This is a genomic window from Microbulbifer mixtoriginis (SeqCode) (assembly GCF_052466715.1).
The window spans coordinates 4,172,460-4,196,412 of record NZ_CP174288.1 but is presented as its reverse complement, the minus strand read 5'-3'; the positions used below and the strand labels follow the sequence as shown (position 1 = coordinate 4,196,412).

At 53.3% G+C, this 23,953-nt stretch carries 1 protein-coding gene; it reads left to right on the top strand.

What is annotated here, in order from left to right:
* Positions 1–10: 10 nt before the first annotated feature.
* Entirely contained in the window at positions 11–23,953 is a 23,943-nt protein-coding gene (locus tag ACJJH9_RS18595; RefSeq protein ID WP_444923640.1) for a filamentous hemagglutinin N-terminal domain-containing protein, read from the top strand.

Sequence of the window (23,953 nt, the reverse complement as noted above, 5' to 3'; positions counted from 1 at the left end):
AGGTACCGGTATGAAAGCCCAAAAAAATACTCTTGAACTGAAAAAACTGACTTCTGCAATCAAGGTATCCCGCTTAGCGTATGCTGGCATGTTTGCAGGCTTACTAAGCCCATTGGCACATGCAGGCCCGGAAGGCGGTGTGGTAACCGGCGGTAGTGGCACAATCGATGTGAATGGCACGACCACAACAATCGATCAAAATACCGATCTGCTTTCTATAGATTGGGATTCTTTTAATCTGAGTGCTGAAGAGCTTGTAAAGTTTCTTCAGCCAAATACCTCCTCAATCGTACTCAACCGAATTTTGGATCAAAGTGCGAGTACGATTCATGGCGCTATTGAAGCCAATGGCCACGTTATTCTAGTAAACCCACGCGGGGTACTTTTTACCGAAAGTGCCACTATCAATGTCGGCGCTATAACCGCTTCTGGACTCGATATGAGCCCCGAGGATTTTATGAATGGCGACTTCACTTTTACGGGGGAAGATGGCTCCGCAGGCTTTGTGGTCAATAAAGGTGTTATCAATGCAGCCAGTGCTGTATTGGTAGGTAAACAGGTCACTAACGCCTCTTCAGGCCTGATTAGCGCAGAGCTAGTCAGTTTGGCCGCTGCAGATGAAGCGATCCTTACCTTCGATGCCGACGGCATGATCGGTGTACAAGTCACTAAAGAGGTGATGGAAAACGACCTCGGTGTTGATAGCGCCGTTTTAAATGAAGGTAATATTAATGGTGCCCAGGTTCTCCTGGAAGCGAGCGTATCCGGTGACTTATTTACTGCTGCAGTAAATAACGAAGGCACGATTAAGGCCCAGGGAATCGACACCAGCGGAGGCAAAATCCGTTTATTTGGTTCCGGCTCCAGTGTAATCAATAGTGGCGAATTGCAAGCCGCAGGAGCCACTGGTGGACAGGTGGTGATCGAAGGGGATACCGCAGAGCATAGGGGAAAAATTGATGTCCGCGGCACCGCTGGGCGTGGCGGCGAGGTCATGGTTCTCGGCGATGAAGTACTGGTCAGCGGCATCATAGATGCACGTGGTACGGCTGATGGCGGTGAAGTATTAATCGGTGGTGATTATCAAGGAAAGAATGACCAGGTTCGTAATGCCAAAAAAACCAAAGTTACTAAAGATGCCCATATTGATGTCAGTGGTATGGGGCAAGGCGATGGCGGTGAGGTTATTGTTTGGGCGGATCATACCACTGAGTTTGCCGGAACTATTCTAGCCGAATCTGGTGAGCAAGGTGGTGATGGGGGCTTTGTAGAGACTTCTGGTAAGGTTAATTTAAATCTTGGTGAAGACAGTTTGTTTGTTTCCACTCTTGGCTCAGTTGATGGCAAAGATGGGGAATGGTTGCTAGATCCCGGTTGGTTTTATATCGCTGCTGAGGATGACTGTTCCAGTAATTGCATGACAACTGAAACCTTACAGGGTTTGCTGGGAAATAATCACATAACGATTAGAGTCACAGCAGATTCTGCCAGCCAGCAGATAGACAATAATCCATCAACGGACATCAATACGACTGGTTCAGATACGGATCCATATAGCGAAGGTATTTGGATAGGAGACAGTATTGACTGGGGTAGCAGCTCTAAGAAACTAACCCTAATATCTGATAATAATATTTATATTGATGAAGGAGTGAATCTTTACTCCAGTGAAGGAGTGAACGATGGTAAGTTTTTTGTAGAGGCTGGCGGAGACTTTATTAATAAAGGCTCAATAGCAATGAAGCGCGTGGGTTTTGATATTGATGGATCATTTCAAAACTTTGGCTCAATTGAAGTTAATGGGCAAAGCACAAACGTTGATTTATATTTGAATGTAGGCTTGGGTGGGGGCGGCTCTGATAATCGCCTAGGTACAATTACATATACTAACGCTGACAAGAACCAGAACTTTGTTGTTACGGGTGGAGCGGGTATTGATAAATTTTACTTCTTAGATGATGGTAATGATTCAATAACTGTTACAGGTAATAAGGCTTTTACTTTATCTAAATATGCATCCGATAACTCAAATTTTACCTTTTCTGATATTGATTTAATTGATACCGCTGGCGGTGAAGATACTGTAACTAGCACAGTTAATTCTGCCGAGTGGACTCTAACTTCACTGGATAATCAAGTTAACCATAGTGGAATTGACTTTTTAAATGCTAATGCATTTAAGGGTGGTAAGGCCACCCTCAACGGAGATGTCGACGGCGATAGTAATGATAGCTATACCCTCGCTAGCAATGGCAATGTCACCGTCGATGATATGACCTTCGTCGCGATGGAAAAAATCGTTGCCGCCGGTGGCACCGATACCGTAGAGGCCAGCGGCGTATCCGGCATCAGCCTGTTGGGCAGCCAATCGTTTAGCGCTGCCGTCACTAACGGCACGACCAGCACGATTATCGTTGAAGGTATCGAAAAGGTTACCGACACCGGCGAGATTACCGGCACCAGCGGCGCGGACAGTTTTGCCGTGGTGGATCTCAGTGGCGACATCGTCGTGCAGAGCCAGAACATCGACTTTTACGGCGTCAGCAAGGTCGATGGTGGTGATAACCCCACCGACAACGGCGATGCATTAACCGGCCTGGCCGATACCGACTTTACCCTGAGCGATAACAGCGGTGGCTTTAGCCACAGCGCGATCGACTTCGTCAACCTGGAAAACGTCACTGCGACAGGCAGCAGCCAACTGGTGGGCACCGCCCAGCAAGAGACCTACGCGGTTCAGGATAACGGTAGCATTACCGTTAACGGGGTCAACTTCGCCGCGCTTAGTGGTGTCAGCGCGCATGCGGATGGCCTCACTGGCCTGGACGATATTGTCGATGCCACCCTGTATAGCGCCGGCCTCGCGCTGACTGGCAACGTCAAAGAAGTGAAGCTGTTGACGACGCCAGACACCAATTTTGTCTTTAGCGGCATCGGCCAAGCGCAAACCCAAATTTTGGACGTCTCCGCCAGCGGTGATGTTGCGATTGTGGCTGGAGATAATGCCCTCGATATCGCCAGTATTAATTTCACCAGTCTGGAAGAAGTAAACGGTGGGGGCAGCAATACCTTAAAAGTTGCCGCCGATGTCAGCCTGAACAACTCCAGTACCGCTGGTGACTTTGATAGCAGCAAGATGCTGTTCTCCGGTTTTAATAAGGTGAACTCCGACAGCGCCATTACCTTGACCGGCACCGATGCGGCCGATGAATTTACGGTAGGCTCCGCTGCGAATCAGGTAGCAGTAGAAGGTATTACCTTCACCAATGTTGATGTCGTAGCAGCGGATGCCGCGACTGGTGACAAAGGTGAGAGTGATATCGTTAACGCAACGGCTATTGATGTGTATCTGACCGGCAATGATAAAGAGTTGTCCACCAACGGCATGCTCTTCAAAGAAATTGAAACCGGGAATGTCACTGATAAACGCTTATTTGGCTCCGCGACAAAAAGCGACAGCATCACTATTCTCGCTGCGAATGAGATTACCGCTAATGCCATGGGCTTCACCGGGATTAGTGAATTAGACCTTGGCGCCGGTGGCGGTAGCGTGACCGGAGTGGATGGTGCCGACTGGCAGTTGACCGCGACAAATAAACAGGTAATTAGCAGCGGTATTACCTTCTCCAACGCCGACACCCTCGCCGCACAAAATGCCAACTTAGTGGGTGTTGCCGGTCGCAAAGAAGAATTTACCCTGGAGGATAACAGCGGTATTGAGGTAGCGGTCAATGAAATGACCTTTACCGGTATCGACCGTATTACCGACAACGGATCAGATACCGACCCGGCAGATAGCCTGGTCAGCAATTTGAGCAGCAGCGACTGGAGCCTGACCGCAACCGATAACCAGGTAACCCATAGCGGCATTACCATTACCGGAATTGAAAGTCTCAGCGGTGGTCTGGCCACACTCAACGGAGATGCTGACAGCGATAGCAATGATAGCTATACCCTCGCCAGCAATGGCGATGTCACTGTCGACAGGATGACCTTCGCCGCGATGGAAAAAATCGTTGCCGCCGGTGGTAGCGATACCGTAGAGGCCGGCGGTGTATCCGGCATCAGCCTGCTGGGCAGCCAATCGTTTAGCGCTGCCGTCACTAACGGCACGACCAGCACGATTATCGTTGAAGGTATCGAAAAGGTTACCGACACCGGCGAGATTACCGGCACCAGCGGCGCGGACAGTTTTGCCGTGGTGGATCTCAGTGGCGACATCGTCGTGCAGAGCCAGAACATCGACTTTTACGGCGTCAGCAAGGTCGATGGTGGTGATAACCCCACCGACAACGGCGATGCATTAACCGGCCTGGCCGATACCGACTTTACCCTGAGCGATAACAGCGGTGGCTTTAGCCACAGCGCGATCGACTTCGTCAACCTGGAAAACGTCACTGCGACAGGCAGCAGCCAACTGGTGGGCACCGCCCAGCAAGAGACCTACGCGGTTCAGGATAACGGTAGCATTACCGTTAACGGGGTCAACTTCGCCGCGCTTAGTGGTGTCAGCGCGCATGCGGATGGCCTCACTGGCCTGGACGATATTGTCGATGCCACCCTGTATAGCGCCGGCCTCGCGCTGACTGGCAACGTCAAAGAAGTGAAGCTGTTGACGACGCCAGACACCAATTTTGTCTTTAGCGGCATCGGCCAAGCGCAAACCCAAATTTTGGACGTCTCCGCCAGCGGTGATGTTGCGATTGTGGCTGGAGATAATGCCCTCGATATCGCCAGTATTAATTTCACCAGTCTGGAAGAAGTAAACGGTGGGGGCAGCAATACCTTAAAAGTTGCCGCCGATGTCAGCCTGAACAACTCCAGTACCGCTGGTGACTTTGATAGCAGCAAGATGCTGTTCTCCGGTTTTAATAAGGTGAACTCCGACAGCGCCATTACCTTGACCGGCACCGATGCGGCCGATGAATTTACGGTAGGCTCCGCTGCGAATCAGGTAGCAGTAGAAGGTATTACCTTCACCAATGTTGATGTCGTAGCAGCGGATGCCGCGACTGGTGACAAAGGTGAGAGTGATATCGTTAACGCAACGGCTATTGATGTGTATCTGACCGGCAATGATAAAGAGTTGTCCACCAACGGCATGCTCTTCAAAGAAATTGAAACCGGGAATGTCACTGATAAACGCTTATTTGGCTCCGCGACAAAAAGCGACAGCATCACTATTCTCGCTGCGAATGAGATTACCGCTAATGCCATGGGCTTCACCGGGATTAGTGAATTAGACCTTGGCGCCGGTGGCGGTAGCGTGACCGGAGTGGATGGTGCCGACTGGCAGTTGACCGCGACAAATAAACAGGTAATTAGCAGCGGTATTACCTTCTCCAACGCCGACACCCTCGCCGCACAAAATGCCAACTTAGTGGGTGTTGCCGGTCGCAAAGAAGAATTTACCCTGGAGGATAACAGCGGTATTGAGGTAGCGGTCAATGAAATGACCTTTACCGGTATCGACCGTATTACCGACAACGGATCAGATACCGACCCGGCAGATAGCCTGGTCAGCAATTTGAGCAGCAGCGACTGGAGCCTGACCGCAACCGATAACCAGGTAACCCATAGCGGCATTACCATTACCGGAATTGAAAGTCTCAGCGGTGGTCTGGCCACACTCAACGGAGATGCTGACAGCGATAGCAATGATAGCTATACCCTCGCCAGCAATGGCGATGTCACTGTCGACAGGATGACCTTCGCCGCGATGGAAAAAATCGTTGCCGCCGGTGGTAGCGATACCGTAGAGGCCGGCGGTGTATCCGGCATCAGCCTGCTGGGCAGCCAATCGTTTAGCGCTGCCGTCACTAACGGCACGACCAGCACGATTATCGTTGAAGGTATCGAAAAGGTTACCGACACCGGCGAGATTACCGGCACCAGCGGCGCGGACAGTTTTGCCGTGGTGGATCTCAGTGGCGACATCGTCGTGCAGAGCCAGAACATCGACTTTTACGGCGTCAGCAAGGTCGATGGTGGTGATAACCCCACCGACAACGGCGATGCATTAACCGGCCTGGCCGATACCGACTTTACCCTGAGCGATAACAGCGGTGGCTTTAGCCACAGCGCGATCGACTTCGTCAACCTGGAAAACGTCACTGCGACAGGCAGCAGCCAACTGGTGGGCACCGCCCAGCAAGAGACCTACGCGGTTCAGGATAACGGTAGCATTACCGTTAACGGGGTCAACTTCGCCGCGCTTAGTGGTGTCAGCGCGCATGCGGATGGCCTCACTGGCCTGGACGATATTGTCGATGCCACCCTGTATAGCGCCGGCCTCGCGCTGACTGGCAACGTCAAAGAAGTGAAGCTGTTGACGACGCCAGACACCAATTTTGTCTTTAGCGGCATCGGCCAAGCGCAAACCCAAATTTTGGACGTCTCCGCCAGCGGTGATGTTGCGATTGTGGCTGGAGATAATGCCCTCGATATCGCCAGTATTAATTTCACCAGTCTGGAAGAAGTAAACGGTGGGGGCAGCAATACCTTAAAAGTTGCCGCCGATGTCAGCCTGAACAACTCCAGTACCGCTGGTGACTTTGATAGCAGCAAGATGCTGTTCTCCGGTTTTAATAAGGTGAACTCCGACAGCGCCATTACCTTGACCGGCACCGATGCGGCCGATGAATTTACGGTAGGCTCCGCTGCGAATCAGGTAGCAGTAGAAGGTATTACCTTCACCAATGTTGATGTCGTAGCAGCGGATGCCGCGACTGGTGACAAAGGTGAGAGTGATATCGTTAACGCAACGGCTATTGATGTGTATCTGACCGGCAATGATAAAGAGTTGTCCACCAACGGCATGCTCTTCAAAGAAATTGAAACCGGGAATGTCACTGATAAACGCTTATTTGGCTCCGCGACAAAAAGCGACAGCATCACTATTCTCGCTGCGAATGAGATTACCGCTAATGCCATGGGCTTCACCGGGATTAGTGAATTAGACCTTGGCGCCGGTGGCGGTAGCGTGACCGGAGTGGATGGTGCCGACTGGCAGTTGACCGCGACAAATAAACAGGTAATTAGCAGCGGTATTACCTTCTCCAACGCCGACACCCTCGCCGCACAAAATGCCAACTTAGTGGGTGTTGCCGGTCGCAAAGAAGAATTTACCCTGGAGGATAACAGCGGTATTGAGGTAGCGGTCAATGAAATGACCTTTACCGGTATCGACCGTATTACCGACAACGGATCAGATACCGACCCGGCAGATAGCCTGGTCAGCAATTTGAGCAGCAGCGACTGGAGCCTGACCGCAACCGATAACCAGGTAACCCATAGCGGCATTACCATTACCGGAATTGAAAGTCTCAGCGGTGGTCTGGCCACACTCAACGGAGATGCTGACAGCGATAGCAATGATAGCTATACCCTCGCCAGCAATGGCGATGTCACTGTCGACAGGATGACCTTCGCCGCGATGGAAAAAATCGTTGCCGCCGGTGGTAGCGATACCGTAGAGGCCGGCGGTGTATCCGGCATCAGCCTGCTGGGCAGCCAATCGTTTAGCGCTGCCGTCACTAACGGCACGACCAGCACGATTATCGTTGAAGGTATCGAAAAGGTTACCGACACCGGCGAGATTACCGGCACCAGCGGCGCGGACAGTTTTGCCGTGGTGGATCTCAGTGGCGACATCGTCGTGCAGAGCCAGAACATCGACTTTTACGGCGTCAGCAAGGTCGATGGTGGTGATAACCCCACCGACAACGGCGATGCATTAACCGGCCTGGCCGATACCGACTTTACCCTGAGCGATAACAGCGGTGGCTTTAGCCACAGCGCGATCGACTTCGTCAACCTGGAAAACGTCACTGCGACAGGCAGCAGCCAACTGGTGGGCACCGCCCAGCAAGAGACCTACGCGGTTCAGGATAACGGTAGCATTACCGTTAACGGGGTCAACTTCGCCGCGCTTAGTGGTGTCAGCGCGCATGCGGATGGCCTCACTGGCCTGGACGATATTGTCGATGCCACCCTGTATAGCGCCGGCCTCGCGCTGACTGGCAACGTCAAAGAAGTGAAGCTGTTGACGACGCCAGACACCAATTTTGTCTTTAGCGGCATCGGCCAAGCGCAAACCCAAATTTTGGACGTCTCCGCCAGCGGTGATGTTGCGATTGTGGCTGGAGATAATGCCCTCGATATCGCCAGTATTAATTTCACCAGTCTGGAAGAAGTAAACGGTGGGGGCAGCAATACCTTAAAAGTTGCCGCCGATGTCAGCCTGAACAACTCCAGTACCGCTGGTGACTTTGATAGCAGCAAGATGCTGTTCTCCGGTTTTAATAAGGTGAACTCCGACAGCGCCATTACCTTGACCGGCACCGATGCGGCCGATGAATTTACGGTAGGCTCCGCTGCGAATCAGGTAGCAGTAGAAGGTATTACCTTCACCAATGTTGATGTCGTAGCAGCGGATGCCGCGACTGGTGACAAAGGTGAGAGTGATATCGTTAACGCAACGGCTATTGATGTGTATCTGACCGGCAATGATAAAGAGTTGTCCACCAACGGCATGCTCTTCAAAGAAATTGAAACCGGGAATGTCACTGATAAACGCTTATTTGGCTCCGCGACAAAAAGCGACAGCATCACTATTCTCGCTGCGAATGAGATTACCGCTAATGCCATGGGCTTCACCGGGATTAGTGAATTAGACCTTGGCGCCGGTGGCGGTAGCGTGACCGGAGTGGATGGTGCCGACTGGCAGTTGACCGCGACAAATAAACAGGTAATTAGCAGCGGTATTACCTTCTCCAACGCCGACACCCTCGCCGCACAAAATGCCAACTTAGTGGGTGTTACCGGTCGCAAAGAAGAATTTACCCTGGAGGATAACAGCGGTATTGAGGTAGCGGTCAATGAAATGACCTTTACCGGTATCGACCGTATTACCGACAACGGATCAGATACCGACCCGGCAGATAGCCTGGTCAGCAATTTGAGCAGCAGCGACTGGAGCCTGACCGCAACCGATAACCAGGTAACCCATAGCGGCATTACCATTACCGGAATTGAAAGTCTCAGCGGTGGTCTGGCCACACTCAACGGAGATGCTGACAGCGATAGCAATGATAGCTATACCCTCGCCAGCAATGGCGATGTCACTGTCGACAGGATGACCTTCGCCGCGATGGAAAAAATCGTTGCCGCCGGTGGTAGCGATACCGTAGAGGCCGGCGGTGTATCCGGCATCAGCCTGCTGGGCAGCCAATCGTTTAGCGCTGCCGTCACTAACGGCACGACCAGCACGATTATCGTTGAAGGTATCGAAAAGGTTACCGACACCGGCGAGATTACCGGCACCAGCGGCGCGGACAGTTTTGCCGTGGTGGATCTCAGTGGCGACATCGTCGTGCAGAGCCAGAACATCGACTTTTACGGCGTCAGCAAGGTCGATGGTGGTGATAACCCCACCGACAACGGCGATGCATTAACCGGCCTGGCCGATACCGACTTTACCCTGAGCGATAACAGCGGTGGCTTTAGCCACAGCGCGATCGACTTCGTCAACCTGGAAAACGTCACTGCGACAGGCAGCAGCCAACTGGTGGGCACCGCCCAGCAAGAGACCTACGCGGTTCAGGATAACGGTAGCATTACCGTTAACGGGGTCAACTTCGCCGCGCTTAGTGGTGTCAGCGCGCATGCGGATGGCCTCACTGGCCTGGACGATATTGTCGATGCCACCCTGTATAGCGCCGGCCTCGCGCTGACTGGCAACGTCAAAGAAGTGAAGCTGTTGACGACGCCAGACACCAATTTTGTCTTTAGCGGCATCGGCCAAGCGCAAACCCAAATTTTGGACGTCTCCGCCAGCGGTGATGTTGCGATTGTGGCTGGAGATAATGCCCTCGATATCGCCAGTATTAATTTCACCAGTCTGGAAGAAGTAAACGGTGGGGGCAGCAATACCTTAAAAGTTGCCGCCGATGTCAGCCTGAACAACTCCAGTACCGCTGGTGACTTTGATAGCAGCAAGATGCTGTTCTCCGGTTTTAATAAGGTGAACTCCGACAGCGCCATTACCTTGACCGGCACCGATGCGGCCGATGAATTTACGGTAGGCTCCGCTGCGAATCAGGTAGCAGTAGAAGGTATTACCTTCACCAATGTTGATGTCGTAGCAGCGGATGCCGCGACTGGTGACAAAGGTGAGAGTGATATCGTTAACGCAACGGCTATTGATGTGTATCTGACCGGCAATGATAAAGAGTTGTCCACCAACGGCATGCTCTTCAAAGAAATTGAAACCGGGAATGTCACTGATAAACGCTTATTTGGCTCCGCGACAAAAAGCGACAGCATCACTATTCTCGCTGCGAATGAGATTACCGCTAATGCCATGGGCTTCACCGGGATTAGTGAATTAGACCTTGGCGCCGGTGGCGGTAGCGTGACCGGAGTGGATGGTGCCGACTGGCAGTTGACCGCGACAAATAAACAGGTAATTAGCAGCGGTATTACCTTCTCCAACGCCGACACCCTCGCCGCACAAAATGCCAACTTAGTGGGTGTTGCCGGTCGCAAAGAAGAATTTACCCTGGAGGATAACAGCGGTATTGAGGTAGCGGTCAATGAAATGACCTTTACCGGTATCGACCGTATTACCGACAACGGATCAGATACCGACCCGGCAGATAGCCTGGTCAGCAATTTGAGCAGCAGCGACTGGAGCCTGACCGCAACCGATAACCAGGTAACCCATAGCGGCATTACCATTACCGGAATTGAAAGTCTCAGCGGTGGTCTGGCCACACTCAACGGAGATGCTGACAGCGATAGCAATGATAGCTATACCCTCGCCAGCAATGGCGATGTCACTGTCGACAGGATGACCTTCGCCGCGATGGAAAAAATCGTTGCCGCCGGTGGTAGCGATACCGTAGAGGCCGGCGGTGTATCCGGCATCAGCCTGTTGGGCAGCCAATCGTTTAGCGCTGCCGTCACTAACGGCACGACCAGCACGATTATCGTTGAAGGTATCGAAAAGGTTACCGACACCGGCGAGATTACCGGCACCAGCGGCGCGGACAGTTTTGCCGTGGTGGATCTCAGTGGCGACATCGTCGTGCAGAGCCAGAACATCGACTTTTACGGCGTCAGCAAGGTCGATGGTGGTGATAACCCCACCGACAACGGCGATGCATTAACCGGCCTGGCCGATACCGACTTTACCCTGAGCGATAACAGCGGTGGCTTTAGCCACAGCGCGATCGACTTCGTCAACCTGGAAAACGTCACTGCGACAGGCAGCAGCCAACTGGTGGGCACCGCCCAGCAAGAGACCTACGCGGTTCAGGATAACGGTAGCATTACCGTTAACGGGGTCAACTTCGCCGCGCTTAGTGGTGTCAGCGCGCATGCGGATGGCCTCACTGGCCTGGACGATATTGTCGATGCCACCCTGTATAGCGCCGGCCTCGCGCTGACTGGCAACGTCAAAGAAGTGAAGCTGTTGACGACGCCAGACACCAATTTTGTCTTTAGCGGCATCGGCCAAGCGCAAACCCAAATTTTGGACGTCTCCGCCAGCGGTGATGTTGCGATTGTGGCTGGAGATAATGCCCTCGATATCGCCAGTATTAATTTCACCAGTCTGGAAGAAGTAAACGGTGGGGGCAGCAATACCTTAAAAGTTGCCGCCGATGTCAGCCTGAACAACTCCAGTACCGCTGGTGACTTTGATAGCAGCAAGATGCTGTTCTCCGGTTTTAATAAGGTGAACTCCGACAGCGCCATTACCTTGACCGGCACCGATGCGGCCGATGAATTTACGGTAGGCTCCGCTGCGAATCAGGTAGCAGTAGAAGGTATTACCTTCACCAATGTTGATGTCGTAGCAGCGGATGCCGCGACTGGTGACAAAGGTGAGAGTGATATCGTTAACGCAACGGCTATTGATGTGTATCTGACCGGCAATGATAAAGAGTTGTCCACCAACGGCATGCTCTTCAAAGAAATTGAAACCGGGAATGTCACTGATAAACGCTTATTTGGCTCCGCGACAAAAAGCGACAGCATCACTATTCTCGCTGCGAATGAGATTACCGCTAATGCCATGGGCTTCACCGGGATTAGTGAATTAGACCTTGGCGCCGGTGGCGGTAGCGTGACCGGAGTGGATGGTGCCGACTGGCAGTTGACCGCGACAAATAAACAGGTAATTAGCAGCGGTATTACCTTCTCCAACGCCGACACCCTCGCCGCACAAAATGCCAACTTAGTGGGTGTTGCCGGTCGCAAAGAAGAATTTACCCTGGAGGATAACAGCGGTATTGAGGTAGCGGTCAATGAAATGACCTTTACCGGTATCGACCGTATTACCGACAACGGATCAGATACCGACCCGGCAGATAGCCTGGTCAGCAATTTGAGCAGCAGCGACTGGAGCCTGACCGCAACCGATAACCAGGTAACCCATAGCGGCATTACCATTACCGGAATTGAAAGTCTCAGCGGTGGTCTGGCCACACTCAACGGAGATGCTGACAGCGATAGCAATGATAGCTATACCCTCGCCAGCAATGGCGATGTCACTGTCGACAGGATGACCTTCGCCGCGATGGAAAAAATCGTTGCCGCCGGTGGTAGCGATACCGTAGAGGCCGGCGGTGTATCCGGCATCAGCCTGCTGGGCAGCCAATCGTTTAGCGCTGCCGTCACTAACGGCACGACCAGCACGATTATCGTTGAAGGTATCGAAAAGGTTACCGACACCGGCGAGATTACCGGCACCAGCGGCGCGGACAGTTTTGCCGTGGTGGATCTCAGTGGCGACATCGTCGTGCAGAGCCAGAACATCGACTTTTACGGCGTCAGCAAGGTCGATGGTGGTGATAACCCCACCGACAACGGCGATGCATTAACCGGCCTGGCCGATACCGACTTTACCCTGAGCGATAACAGCGGTGGCTTTAGCCACAGCGCGATCGACTTCGTCAACCTGGAAAACGTCACTGCGACAGGCAGCAGCCAACTGGTGGGCACCGCCCAGCAAGAGACCTACGCGGTTCAGGATAACGGTAGCATTACCGTTAACGGGGTCAACTTCGCCGCGCTTAGTGGTGTCAGCGCGCATGCGGATGGCCTCACTGGCCTGGACGATATTGTCGATGCCACCCTGTATAGCGCCGGCCTCGCGCTGACTGGCAACGTCAAAGAAGTGAAGCTGTTGACGACGCCAGACACCAATTTTGTCTTTAGCGGCATCGGCCAAGCGCAAACCCAAATTTTGGACGTCTCCGCCAGCGGTGATGTTGCGATTGTGGCTGGAGATAATGCCCTCGATATCGCCAGTATTAATTTCACCAGTCTGGAAGAAGTAAACGGTGGGGGCAGCAATACCTTAAAAGTTGCCGCCGATGTCAGCCTGAACAACTCCAGTACCGCTGGTGACTTTGATAGCAGCAAGATGCTGTTCTCCGGTTTTAATAAGGTGAACTCCGACAGCGCCATTACCTTGACCGGCACCGATGCGGCCGATGAATTTACGGTAGGCTCCGCTGCGAATCAGGTAGCAGTAGAAGGTATTACCTTCACCAATGTTGATGTCGTAGCAGCGGATGCCGCGACTGGTGACAAAGGTGAGAGTGATATCGTTAACGCAACGGCTATTGATGTGTATCTGACCGGCAATGATAAAGAGTTGTCCACCAACGGCATGCTCTTCAAAGAAATTGAAACCGGGAATGTCACTGATAAACGCTTATTTGGCTCCGCGACAAAAAGCGACAGCATCACTATTCTCGCTGCGAATGAGATTACCGCTAATGCCATGGGCTTCACCGGGATTAGTGAATTAGACCTTGGCGCCGGTGGCGGTAGCGTGACCGGAGTGGATGGTGCCGACTGGCAGTTGACCGCGACAAATAAACAGGTAATTAGCAGCGGTATTACCTTCTCCAACGCCGACACCCTCGCCGCACAAAATGCCAACTTAGTGGGTGTTGCCGGTCGCAAAGAAGAATTTACCCTGGAGGATAACAGCGGTATTGAGGTAGCGGTCAATGAAATGACCTTTACCGGTATCGACCGTATTACCGACAACGGATCAGATACCGACCCGGCAGATAGCCTGGTCAGCAATTTGAGCAGCAGCGACTGGAGCCTGACCGCAACCGATAACCAGGTAACCCATAGCGGCATTACCATTACCGGAATTGAAAGTCTCAGCGGTGGTCTGGCCACACTCAACGGAGATGCTGACAGCGATAGCAATGATAGCTATACCCTCGCCAGCAATGGCGATGTCACTGTCGACAGGATGACCTTCGCCGCGATGGAAAAAATCGTTGCCGCCGGTGGTAGCGATACCGTAGAGGCCGGCGGTGTATCCGGCATCAGCCTGCTGGGCAGCCAATCGTTTAGCGCTGCCGTCACTAACGGCACGACCAGCACGATTATCGTTGAAGGTATCGAAAAGGTTACCGACACCGGCGAGATTACCGGCACCAGCGGCGCGGACAGTTTTGCCGTGGTGGATCTCAGTGGCGACATCGTCGTGCAGAGCCAGAACATCGACTTTTACGGCGTCAGCAAGGTCGATGGTGGTGATAACCCCACCGACAACGGCGATGCATTAACCGGCCTGGCCGATACCGACTTTACCCTGAGCGATAACAGCGGTGGCTTTAGCCACAGCGCGATCGACTTCGTCAACCTGGAAAACGTCACTGCGACAGGCAGCAGCCAACTGGTGGGCACCGCCCAGCAAGAGACCTACGCGGTTCAGGATAACGGTAGCATTACCGTTAACGGGGTCAACTTCGCCGCGCTTAGTGGTGTCAGCGCGCATGCGGATGGCCTCACTGGCCTGGACGATATTGTCGATGCCACCCTGTATAGCGCCGGCCTCGCGCTGACTGGCAACGTCAAAGAAGTGAAGCTGTTGACGACGCCAGACACCAATTTTGTCTTTAGCGGCATCGGCCAAGCGCAAACCCAAATTTTGGACGTCTCCGCCAGCGGTGATGTTGCGATTGTGGCTGGAGATAATGCCCTCGATATCGCCAGTATTAATTTCACCAGTCTGGAAGAAGTAAACGGTGGGGGCAGCAATACCTTAAAAGTTGCCGCCGATGTCAGCCTGAACAACTCCAGTACCGCTGGTGACTTTGATAGCAGCAAGATGCTGTTCTCCGGTTTTAATAAGGTGAACTCCGACAGCGCCATTACCTTGACCGGCACCGATGCGGCCGATGAATTTACGGTAGGCTCCGCTGCGAATCAGGTAGCAGTAGAAGGTATTACCTTCACCAATGTTGATGTCGTAGCAGCGGATGCCGCGACTGGCGACAAAGGTGAGAGTGATAAGGCTATTGCCCTAGGGGTTGATGTTAATCTTTCCGGAAACGCCCAGAAATTTGCAAGCTCCGCTATCGATTTTTCTGGGTTTGAATTGGTTGAAACAGAGAGTCTGTTTGGTACTAATCTTGTCGATGTTTTCACAATGGTGGATTCTGGAACTGTTTCAATTTATGGAATGACCATCTCAGAATTAAAAACTCTGGATGCAGGGGGTAGCGTTGATTCTGTAGTAAGTAGAAATGGTATTGGATATGAAATTAACTCTGGTGCGGTAAGTCACGACGGTATTCAATTTACTAGTGTTGAACAATTCTCTGGCAGTAACGCAGAGCTTCTCAGTGTGGGCTCTAATAACGATGATTTTACAGTTGATATTGATGGCCACATTACTATCAGTGGTCTGGAGTTTAGAGATTTAAGCAGCGTTGATGCAGGCTCTGGGGATAACACCATTAATGCGATCGCCTATGGCGCGGGGCTTCAACTTACAGGTGAGTCTGGTGAGGTAAAACTATTTAATAGTGTTGACCCCTTGGTCTTTAAGCAGATTAAACAGGTTACTGTAGGCAAGCTCTATGGTACCGATAATATTGATCAATTCTCACTGAATGATGATAGCAGCAATCCTATTTTAACAGCCTCTGGGATGACTTTTTCTGAGCTTGATAGTGTCGATGGGCTTGCAGGTGAGGATACTCTGTCAGTTGAAGATGCAATACTTGATGGGAATAAAATCAATGGAATTACTTTCCTGAATTTAGGAGATATTGCCTCTAGCACTGTAACTATTAGTGAAAATCAAAAAGGTGATTTTTATATTTACGATACCTATGTGATTTCTTATACAGATATAAATAATAATAGTGCTAATGAATTTAAGTTTACCGGCGTTAAAAATGTTTATACCCAGGGTTTTGCCGATAGCGTAACAGGTTACTCTGGCGCTAATTGGATAGTTTTGGGGGAAAACAGTGCGAAGAACCACGGTGTTAGTTTCCATGGTGTAAATAATCTTATTGCTAATAATGGAGGCTTAATCGGTAAATCCGAGGGTTCTGACTACCTTTTTAGCACTATTAACGAGAAGACTGTAGTTTCCGTGGAGGGGATGGAATTTCATGATCTTGCCCACCTGAAGGGGAGTGAGACGGCGGGGAATGACTCCATTATTAGTTCAGTGTTTGACAGCTGGCAACTGACAGGCGGCGACTGGGAAGTGCAGCACGGGGGTATCACTATCTCCAACGTGGACAAGCTGAAGGGCGGAAGCGGCATTCTGGTCGGTAGTGCTACCGGCACTGAATACACCATGGCGACTGACAACGAGTTGGAAGTCTATGTAGGTGCCGCTGGTATGGCGTTCTATGACCTCAGTGCACTGAAGGGCGGTACGGGTGCGGACAGCCTGGAGAGTAATCTGGCGGCTGACTGGCTGCTGACTGACAACACCAGCGCGGTTGTGACGCACAACGGCCTCACCATTTCCAACGTGGACAAGCTGAAGGGCGGCAGCGGCATTCTGGTCGGTAGTGCTACCGGCACTGAATACACCATGGCGACTGACAACGAGTTGGAGGTCTATGTAGGTGCTGCTGGCATGGCGTTCTATGACCTCAGTGCACTGAAGGGCGGTACGGGTGCGGACAGCCTGGAGAGTAATCTGGCGGCTGACTGGCTGCTGACTGACAACACCAGCGCGGTTGTGACGCACAACGGCCTCACCATTTCCAACGTGGACAAGCTGAAGGGCGGCAGCGGCATTCTGGTCGGTAGTGCTACCGGCACTGAATACACCATGGCGACTGACAACGAGTTGGAGGTCTATGTAGGTGCTGCTGGTATGGCGTTCTATGACCTCAGTGCACTGAAGGGCGGTACGGGTGCGGACAGCCTGGAGAGTAATCTGGCGGCTGACTGGCTGCTGACTGACAACACCAGCGCGGTTGTGACGCACAACGGCCTCAGTATTTCCAACGTGGACAAGCTGAAGGGCGGCAGCGGCATTCTGGTCGGTAGTGCTACCGGCACTGAATACACCATGGCGACTGACAACGAGTTGGAGGTCTATGTAGGTGCCGCTGGCATGGCGTTCTATGACCTCAGTGCACTGAAGGGCGGTACGGGTGCGGACAGCCTGGAGAGTAATCTGGCGGCTGACTGGCTGCTGACTGACAACACCAGCGCGGTTGTGACGCACAACGGCCTCAGTATTTCCAACGTGGACAAGCTGAAGGGCGGCAGCGGCATTCTGGTCGGTAGTGCTACCGGCACTGAATACACCATGGCGACTGACAACGAGTTGGAGGTCTATGTAGGTGCCGCTGGCATGGCGTTCTATGACCTCAGTGCACTGAAGGGCGGTACGGGTGCGGACAGCCTGGAGAGTAATCTGGCGGCTGACTGGCTGCTGACTGACAACACCAGCGCGGTTGTGACGCACAACGGCCTCAGTATTTCCAACGTGGACAAGCTGAAGGGCGGCAGCGGCATTCTGGTCGGTAGTGCTACCGGCACTGAATACACCATGGCGACTGACAACGAGTTGGAGGTCTATGTAGGTGCCGCTGGCATGGCGTTCTATGACCTCAGTGCACTGAAGGGCGGTACGGGTGCGGACAGCCTGGAGAGTAATCTGGCGGCTGACTGGCTGCTGACTGACAACACCAGCGCGGTTGTGACGCACAACGGCCTCAGTATTTCCAACGTGGACAAGCTGAAGGGCGGCAGCGGCATTCTGGTCGGTAGTGCTACCGGCACTGAATACACCATGGCGACTGACAACGAGTTGGAGGTCTATGTAGGTGCTGCTGGCATGGCGTTCTATGACCTCAGTGCACTGAAGGGCGGTACGGGTGCGGACAGCCTGGAGAGTAATCTGGCGGCTGACTGGCTGCTGACTGACAACACCAGCGCGGTTGTGACGCACAACGGCCTCAGTATTTCCAACGTGGACAAGCTGAAGGGCGGCAGCGGCATTCTGGTCGGTAGTGCTACCGGCACTGAATACACCATGGCGACTGACAACGAGTTGGAGGTCTATGTAGGTGCTGCTGGCATGGCGTTCTATGACCTCAGTGCACTGAAGGGCGGTACGGGTGCGGACAGCCTGGAGAGTAATCTGGCGGCTGACTGGCTGCTGACTGACAACACCAGCGCGGTTGTGACGCACAACGGCCTCAGTATTTCCAACGTGGACAAGCTGAAGGGCGGCAGCGGCATTCTGGTCGGTAGTGCTACCGGCACTGAATACACCATGGCGACTGACAACGAGTTGGAGGTCTATGTAGGTGCCGCTGGCATGGCGTTCTATGACCTCAGTGCACTGAAGGGCGGTACGGGTGCGGACAGCCTGGAGAGTAATCTGGCGGCTGACTGGCTGCTGACTGACAACACCAGCGCGGTTGTGACGCACAACGGCCTCAGTATTTCCAACGTGGACAAGCTGAAGGGCGGCAGCGGCATTCTGGTCGGTAGTGCTACTGGCACTGAATACACCATGGCGACTGACAACGAGTTGGAGGTCTATGTAGGTGCTGCTGGCATGGCGTTCTATGACCTCAGTGCACTGAAGGGCGGTACGGGTGCGGACAGCCTGGAGAGTAATCTGGCGGCTGACTGGCTGCTGACTGACAACACCAGCGCGGTTGTGACGCACAACGGCCTCACCATTTCCAACGTGGACAAGCTGAAGGGCGGCAGCGGCATTCTGGTCGGTAGTGCTACCGGCACTGAATACACCATGGCGACTGACAACGAGTTGGAGGTCTATGTAGGTGCTGCTGGTATGGCGTTCTATGACCTCAGTGCACTGAAGGGCGGTACGGGTGCGGACAGCCTGGAGAGTAATCTGGCGGCTGACTGGCTGCTGACTGACAACACCAGCGCGGTTGTGACGCACAACGGCCTCAGTATTTCCAACGTGGACAAGCTGAAGGGCGGCAGCGGCATTCTGGTCGGTAGTGCTACCGGCACTGAATACACCATGGCGACTGACAACGAGTTGGAGGTCTATGTAGGTGCCGCTGGCATGGCGTTCTATGACCTCAGTGCACTGAAGGGCGGTACGGGTGCGGACAGCCTGGAGAGTAATCTGGCGGCTGACTGGCTGCTGACTGACAACACCAGCGCGGTTGTGACGCACAACGACCTCAGTATTTCCAACGTGGACAAGCTGAAGGGCGGCAGCGGCATTCTGGTCGGTAGTGCTACCGGCACTGAATACACCATGGCGACTGACAACGAGTTGGAGGTCTATGTAGGTGCCGCTGGCATGGCGTTCTATGACCTCAGTGCACTGAAGGGCGGTACGGGTGCGGACAGCCTGGAGAGTAATCTGGCGGCTGACTGGCTGCTGACTGACAACACCAGCGCGGTTGTGACGCACAACGGCCTCACCATTTCCAACGTGGACAAGCTGAAGGGCGGCAGCGGCATTCTGGTCGGTAGTGCTACCGGCACTGAATACACCATGGCGACTGACAACGAGTTGGAGGTCTATGTAGGTGCTGCTGGCATGGCGTTCTATGACCTCAGTGCACTGAAGGGCGGTACGGGTGCGGACAGCCTGGAGAGTAATCTGGCGGCTGACTGGCTGCTGACTGACAACACCAGCGCGGTTGTGACGCACAACGGCCTCAGTATTTCCAACGTGGACAAGCTGAAGGGCGGCAGCGGCATTCTGGTCGGTAGTGCTACCGGCACTGAATACACCATGGCGACTGACAACGAGTTGGAGGTCTATGTAGGTGCTGCTGGCATGGCGTTCTATGACCTCAGTGCACTGAAGGGCGGTACGGGTGCGGACAGCCTGGAGAGTAATCTGGCGGCTGACTGGCTGCTGACTGACAACACCAGCGCGGTTGTGACGCACAACGGCCTCACCATTTCCAACGTGGACAAGCTGAAGGGCGGCAGCGGCATTCTGGTCGGTAGTGCTACCGGCACTGAATACACCATGGCGACTGACAACGAGTTGGAGGTCTATGTAGGTGCCGCTGGCATGGCGTTCTATGACCTCAGTGCACTGAAGGGCGGTACGGGTGCGGACAGCCTGGAGAGTAATCTGGCGGCTGACTGGCTGCTGACTGACAACACCAGCGCGGTTGTGACGCACAACGGCCTCAGTATTTCCAACGTGGACAAGCTGAAGGGCGGCAGCGGCATTCTGGTCGGTAGTGCTACTGGCACTGAATACACCATGGCGACTGACAACGAGTTGGAGGTCTATGTAGGTGCTGCTGGCATGGCGTTCTATGACCTCAGTGCACTGAAGGGCGGTACGGGTGCGGACAGCCTGGAGAGTAATCTGGCGGCTGACTGGCTGCTGACTGACAACACCAGCGCGGTTGTGACGCACAACGGCCTCAGTATTTCCAACGTGGACAAGCTGAAGGGCGGCAGCGGCATTCTGGTCGGTAGTGCTACCGGCACTGAATACACCATGGCGACTGACAACGAGTTGGAGGTCTATGTAGGTGCCGCTGGCATGGCGTTCTATGACCTCAGTGCACTGAAGGGCGGTACGGGTGCGGACAGCCTGGAGAGTAATCTGGCGGCTGACTGGCTGCTGACTGACAACACCAGCGCGGTTGTGACGCACAACGGCCTCAGTATTTCCAACGTGGACAAGCTGAAGGGCGGCAGCGGCATTCTGGTCGGTAGTGCTACCGGCACTGAATACACCATGGCGACTGACAACGAGTTGGAGGTCTATGTAGGTGCCGCTGGCATGGCGTTCTATGACCTCAGTGCACTGAAGGGCGGTACGGGTGCGGACAGCCTGGAGAGTAATCTGGCGGCTGACTGGCTGCTGACTGACAACACCAGCGCGGTTGTGACGCACAACGGCCTCAGTATTTCCAACGTGGACAAGCTGAAGGGCGGCAGCGGCATTCTGGTCGGTAGTGCTACCGGCACTGAATACACCATGGCGACTGACAACGAGTTGGAGGTCTATGTAGGTGCCGCTGGCATGGCGTTCTATGACCTCAGTGCACTGAAGGGCGGTACGGGTGCGGACAGCCTGGAGAGTAATCTGGCGGCTGACTGGCTGCTGACTGACAACACCAGCGCGGTTGTGACGCACAACGGCCTCAGTATTTCCAACGTGGACAAGCTGAAGGGCGGCAGCGGCATTCTGGTCGGTAGTGCTACCGGCACTGAATACACCATGGCGACTGACAACGAGTTGGAGGTCTATGTAGGTGCTGCTGGCATGGCGTTCTATGACCTCAGTGCACTGAAGGGCGGTACGGGTGCGGACAGCCTGGAGAGTAATCTGGCGGCTGACTGGCTGCTGACTGACAACACCAGCGCGGTTGTGACGCACAACGGCCTCAGTATTTCCAACGTGGACAAGCTGAAGGGCGGCAGCGGCATTCTGGTCGGTAGTGCTACCGGCACTGAATACACCATGGCGACTGACAACGAGTTGGAGGTCTATGTAGGTGCCGCTGGCATGGCGTTCTATGACCTCAGTGCACTGAAGGGCGGTACGGGTGCGGACAGCCTGGAGAGTAATCTGGCGGCTGACTGGCTGCTGACTGACAACACCAGCGCGGTTGTGACGCACAACGGCCTCAGTATTTCCAACGTGGACAAGCTGAAGGGCGGCAGCGGCATTCTGGTCGGTAGTGCTACTGGCACTGAATACACCATGGCGACTGACAACGAGTTGGAGGTCTATGTAGGTGCCGCTGGCATGGCGTTCTATGACCTCAGTGCACTGAAGGGCGGTACGGGTGCGGACAGCCTACAGAGTGATGCTGGTACTTGGCAGTTAACCGGTACCGCAAATGCGCTCGAGGTAAATGGTGTTCAGTTCAGTGGTATTGATAGCGTAGAAGCTAACAATGCACAGCTGAATGGTACGGACGCAGATGATGTTTTAACCCTAGCCGGATCTGGTATTTCCACGGCCGGAATAGCGTTTACAGGTATCACTAAAGTCAGCAGCGGGGGAGGGACTGACCAGTTAATAGGTACTTCAGGCAATGATACATTTGCCCTGGATTCCAATGGTGATATTACTGCTGCGGGTATTCTCTTTACCGGGCTTGAAAGTGTGGATACTGGTGAGGGTGAGGACACAGTTAATGCAGCCGGCAGTGGCGCTAGCTGGACATCTTCCAGTAATGGCAGCTCCCTAGAAAACGGAGCGGCTCAAGCCAGGGTGAATGGCCTTACTGTTCTGTTTGATAACCTTGAGATGGTTCAGGGAGTGGGTACATATATTGGCCAGGATATCGGCAGTAACTATGTCTTCGATAGCCTCAACAGCATGGAAGTTGCTGGGGTCACTTTTGCGGATCTGGAGAGCCTGAGTGCGGGTAGTGGAAACGATACTATCCAGGGGGCCAATATCGATGCGGTTTGGGATATCAACGATGCACAGAGTACCGTAAGCGGCAATAACAAAAAGCTTGTGTTTAGCGGTATTGAAGCGATAAATGCGGGTAGTGGCCAGGATACTTTTAATTTAAATGGCGGTGAGCTTGCTTCAATAGATACCGGTGCAGGTAATGACACGGTCATACTCTCTGCAACCACCATCGATAGTATTTCCCTGGGAGAGGGGGATGACTACGTGGAAGTGAATGAGAATAGCTCTGACACAGTAGCACTCTCTGGTGGCAGCGGAAGTGATTCCTTCCAGTACAACCTTGCTGGTGATACCTGGCAGGTGAAATCCTCTGGCAACAAAGTAGGCAACTTTAGCTTCTCTGACTTTGAGTTCCTTGATAACACTTCCAGTAATCTTACTTTGGAAACAGACTTTGCTTTTGATTTTGAAAATGGCGGTGTTAATTCCGGCAGCTTCAACAAAAGCGGCGTAGGTTTGCGATTTGCTGGCAGTGGTATGCGTCTCGGCTACGATGGATCAGGGGATATTAATGTGCTTAGCAGTGCCACAGGTACTATTGGCGGTAGCCTCAAAGCTAAGCGTGCAGATTTGGTGGTCAGCGGCGATGTCAACATTGAGTCCGATGTTGATGTCCTTGCTATCTCTACTTCCGGGCCGGATGTCGATATTACGGTGCTGGCGAAAGACAACCTACTGATTGATGAAATCAATGCGGGTCGGGGTAACGTTCAGCTGGCGAGTGAGGGCTTTGGTATGCTCACTGCTGAAACCTACGGCGATACCCATATCACAGCGGGCAATATCACTCTGGGTACCGATACTCAGCTCTGGAGTATTATCGGTAGCGAGTTGGTGCCGCTGCGTATGGATGCGCTTACCAATGTGGCAATTGTTTCTGTCTCCTACTACGAGCCTGAATTTATTGGGCAGGTACCGAACTTCACTAGTAAGGGTGACGAGCTGCAGTCTATCGCTGGTGCTCAGGCATCCCAGGGATTGCGCTCCGCAATCCAAAACGGTGTTGAGGACTTCACCCAGGTTGACCCGGCGATTTTCAGTGCGGTGAAACCTTACAGTAGTGGTGTGGATGCGGTAAATTCCCCGGAAATGCGTTTGAGATCCGGTGAGTTGTTACCTGCAGCGGGACTTTCTGGAACCGATGAGGAAGATCCGGAATTCGATGCCAGGCTGGAAGAGAGCCAGGATGTTACTGTCGACTACCGTGAGCAGGAGACCTTGGCCTCCATTAATTCAGGGGGCTGA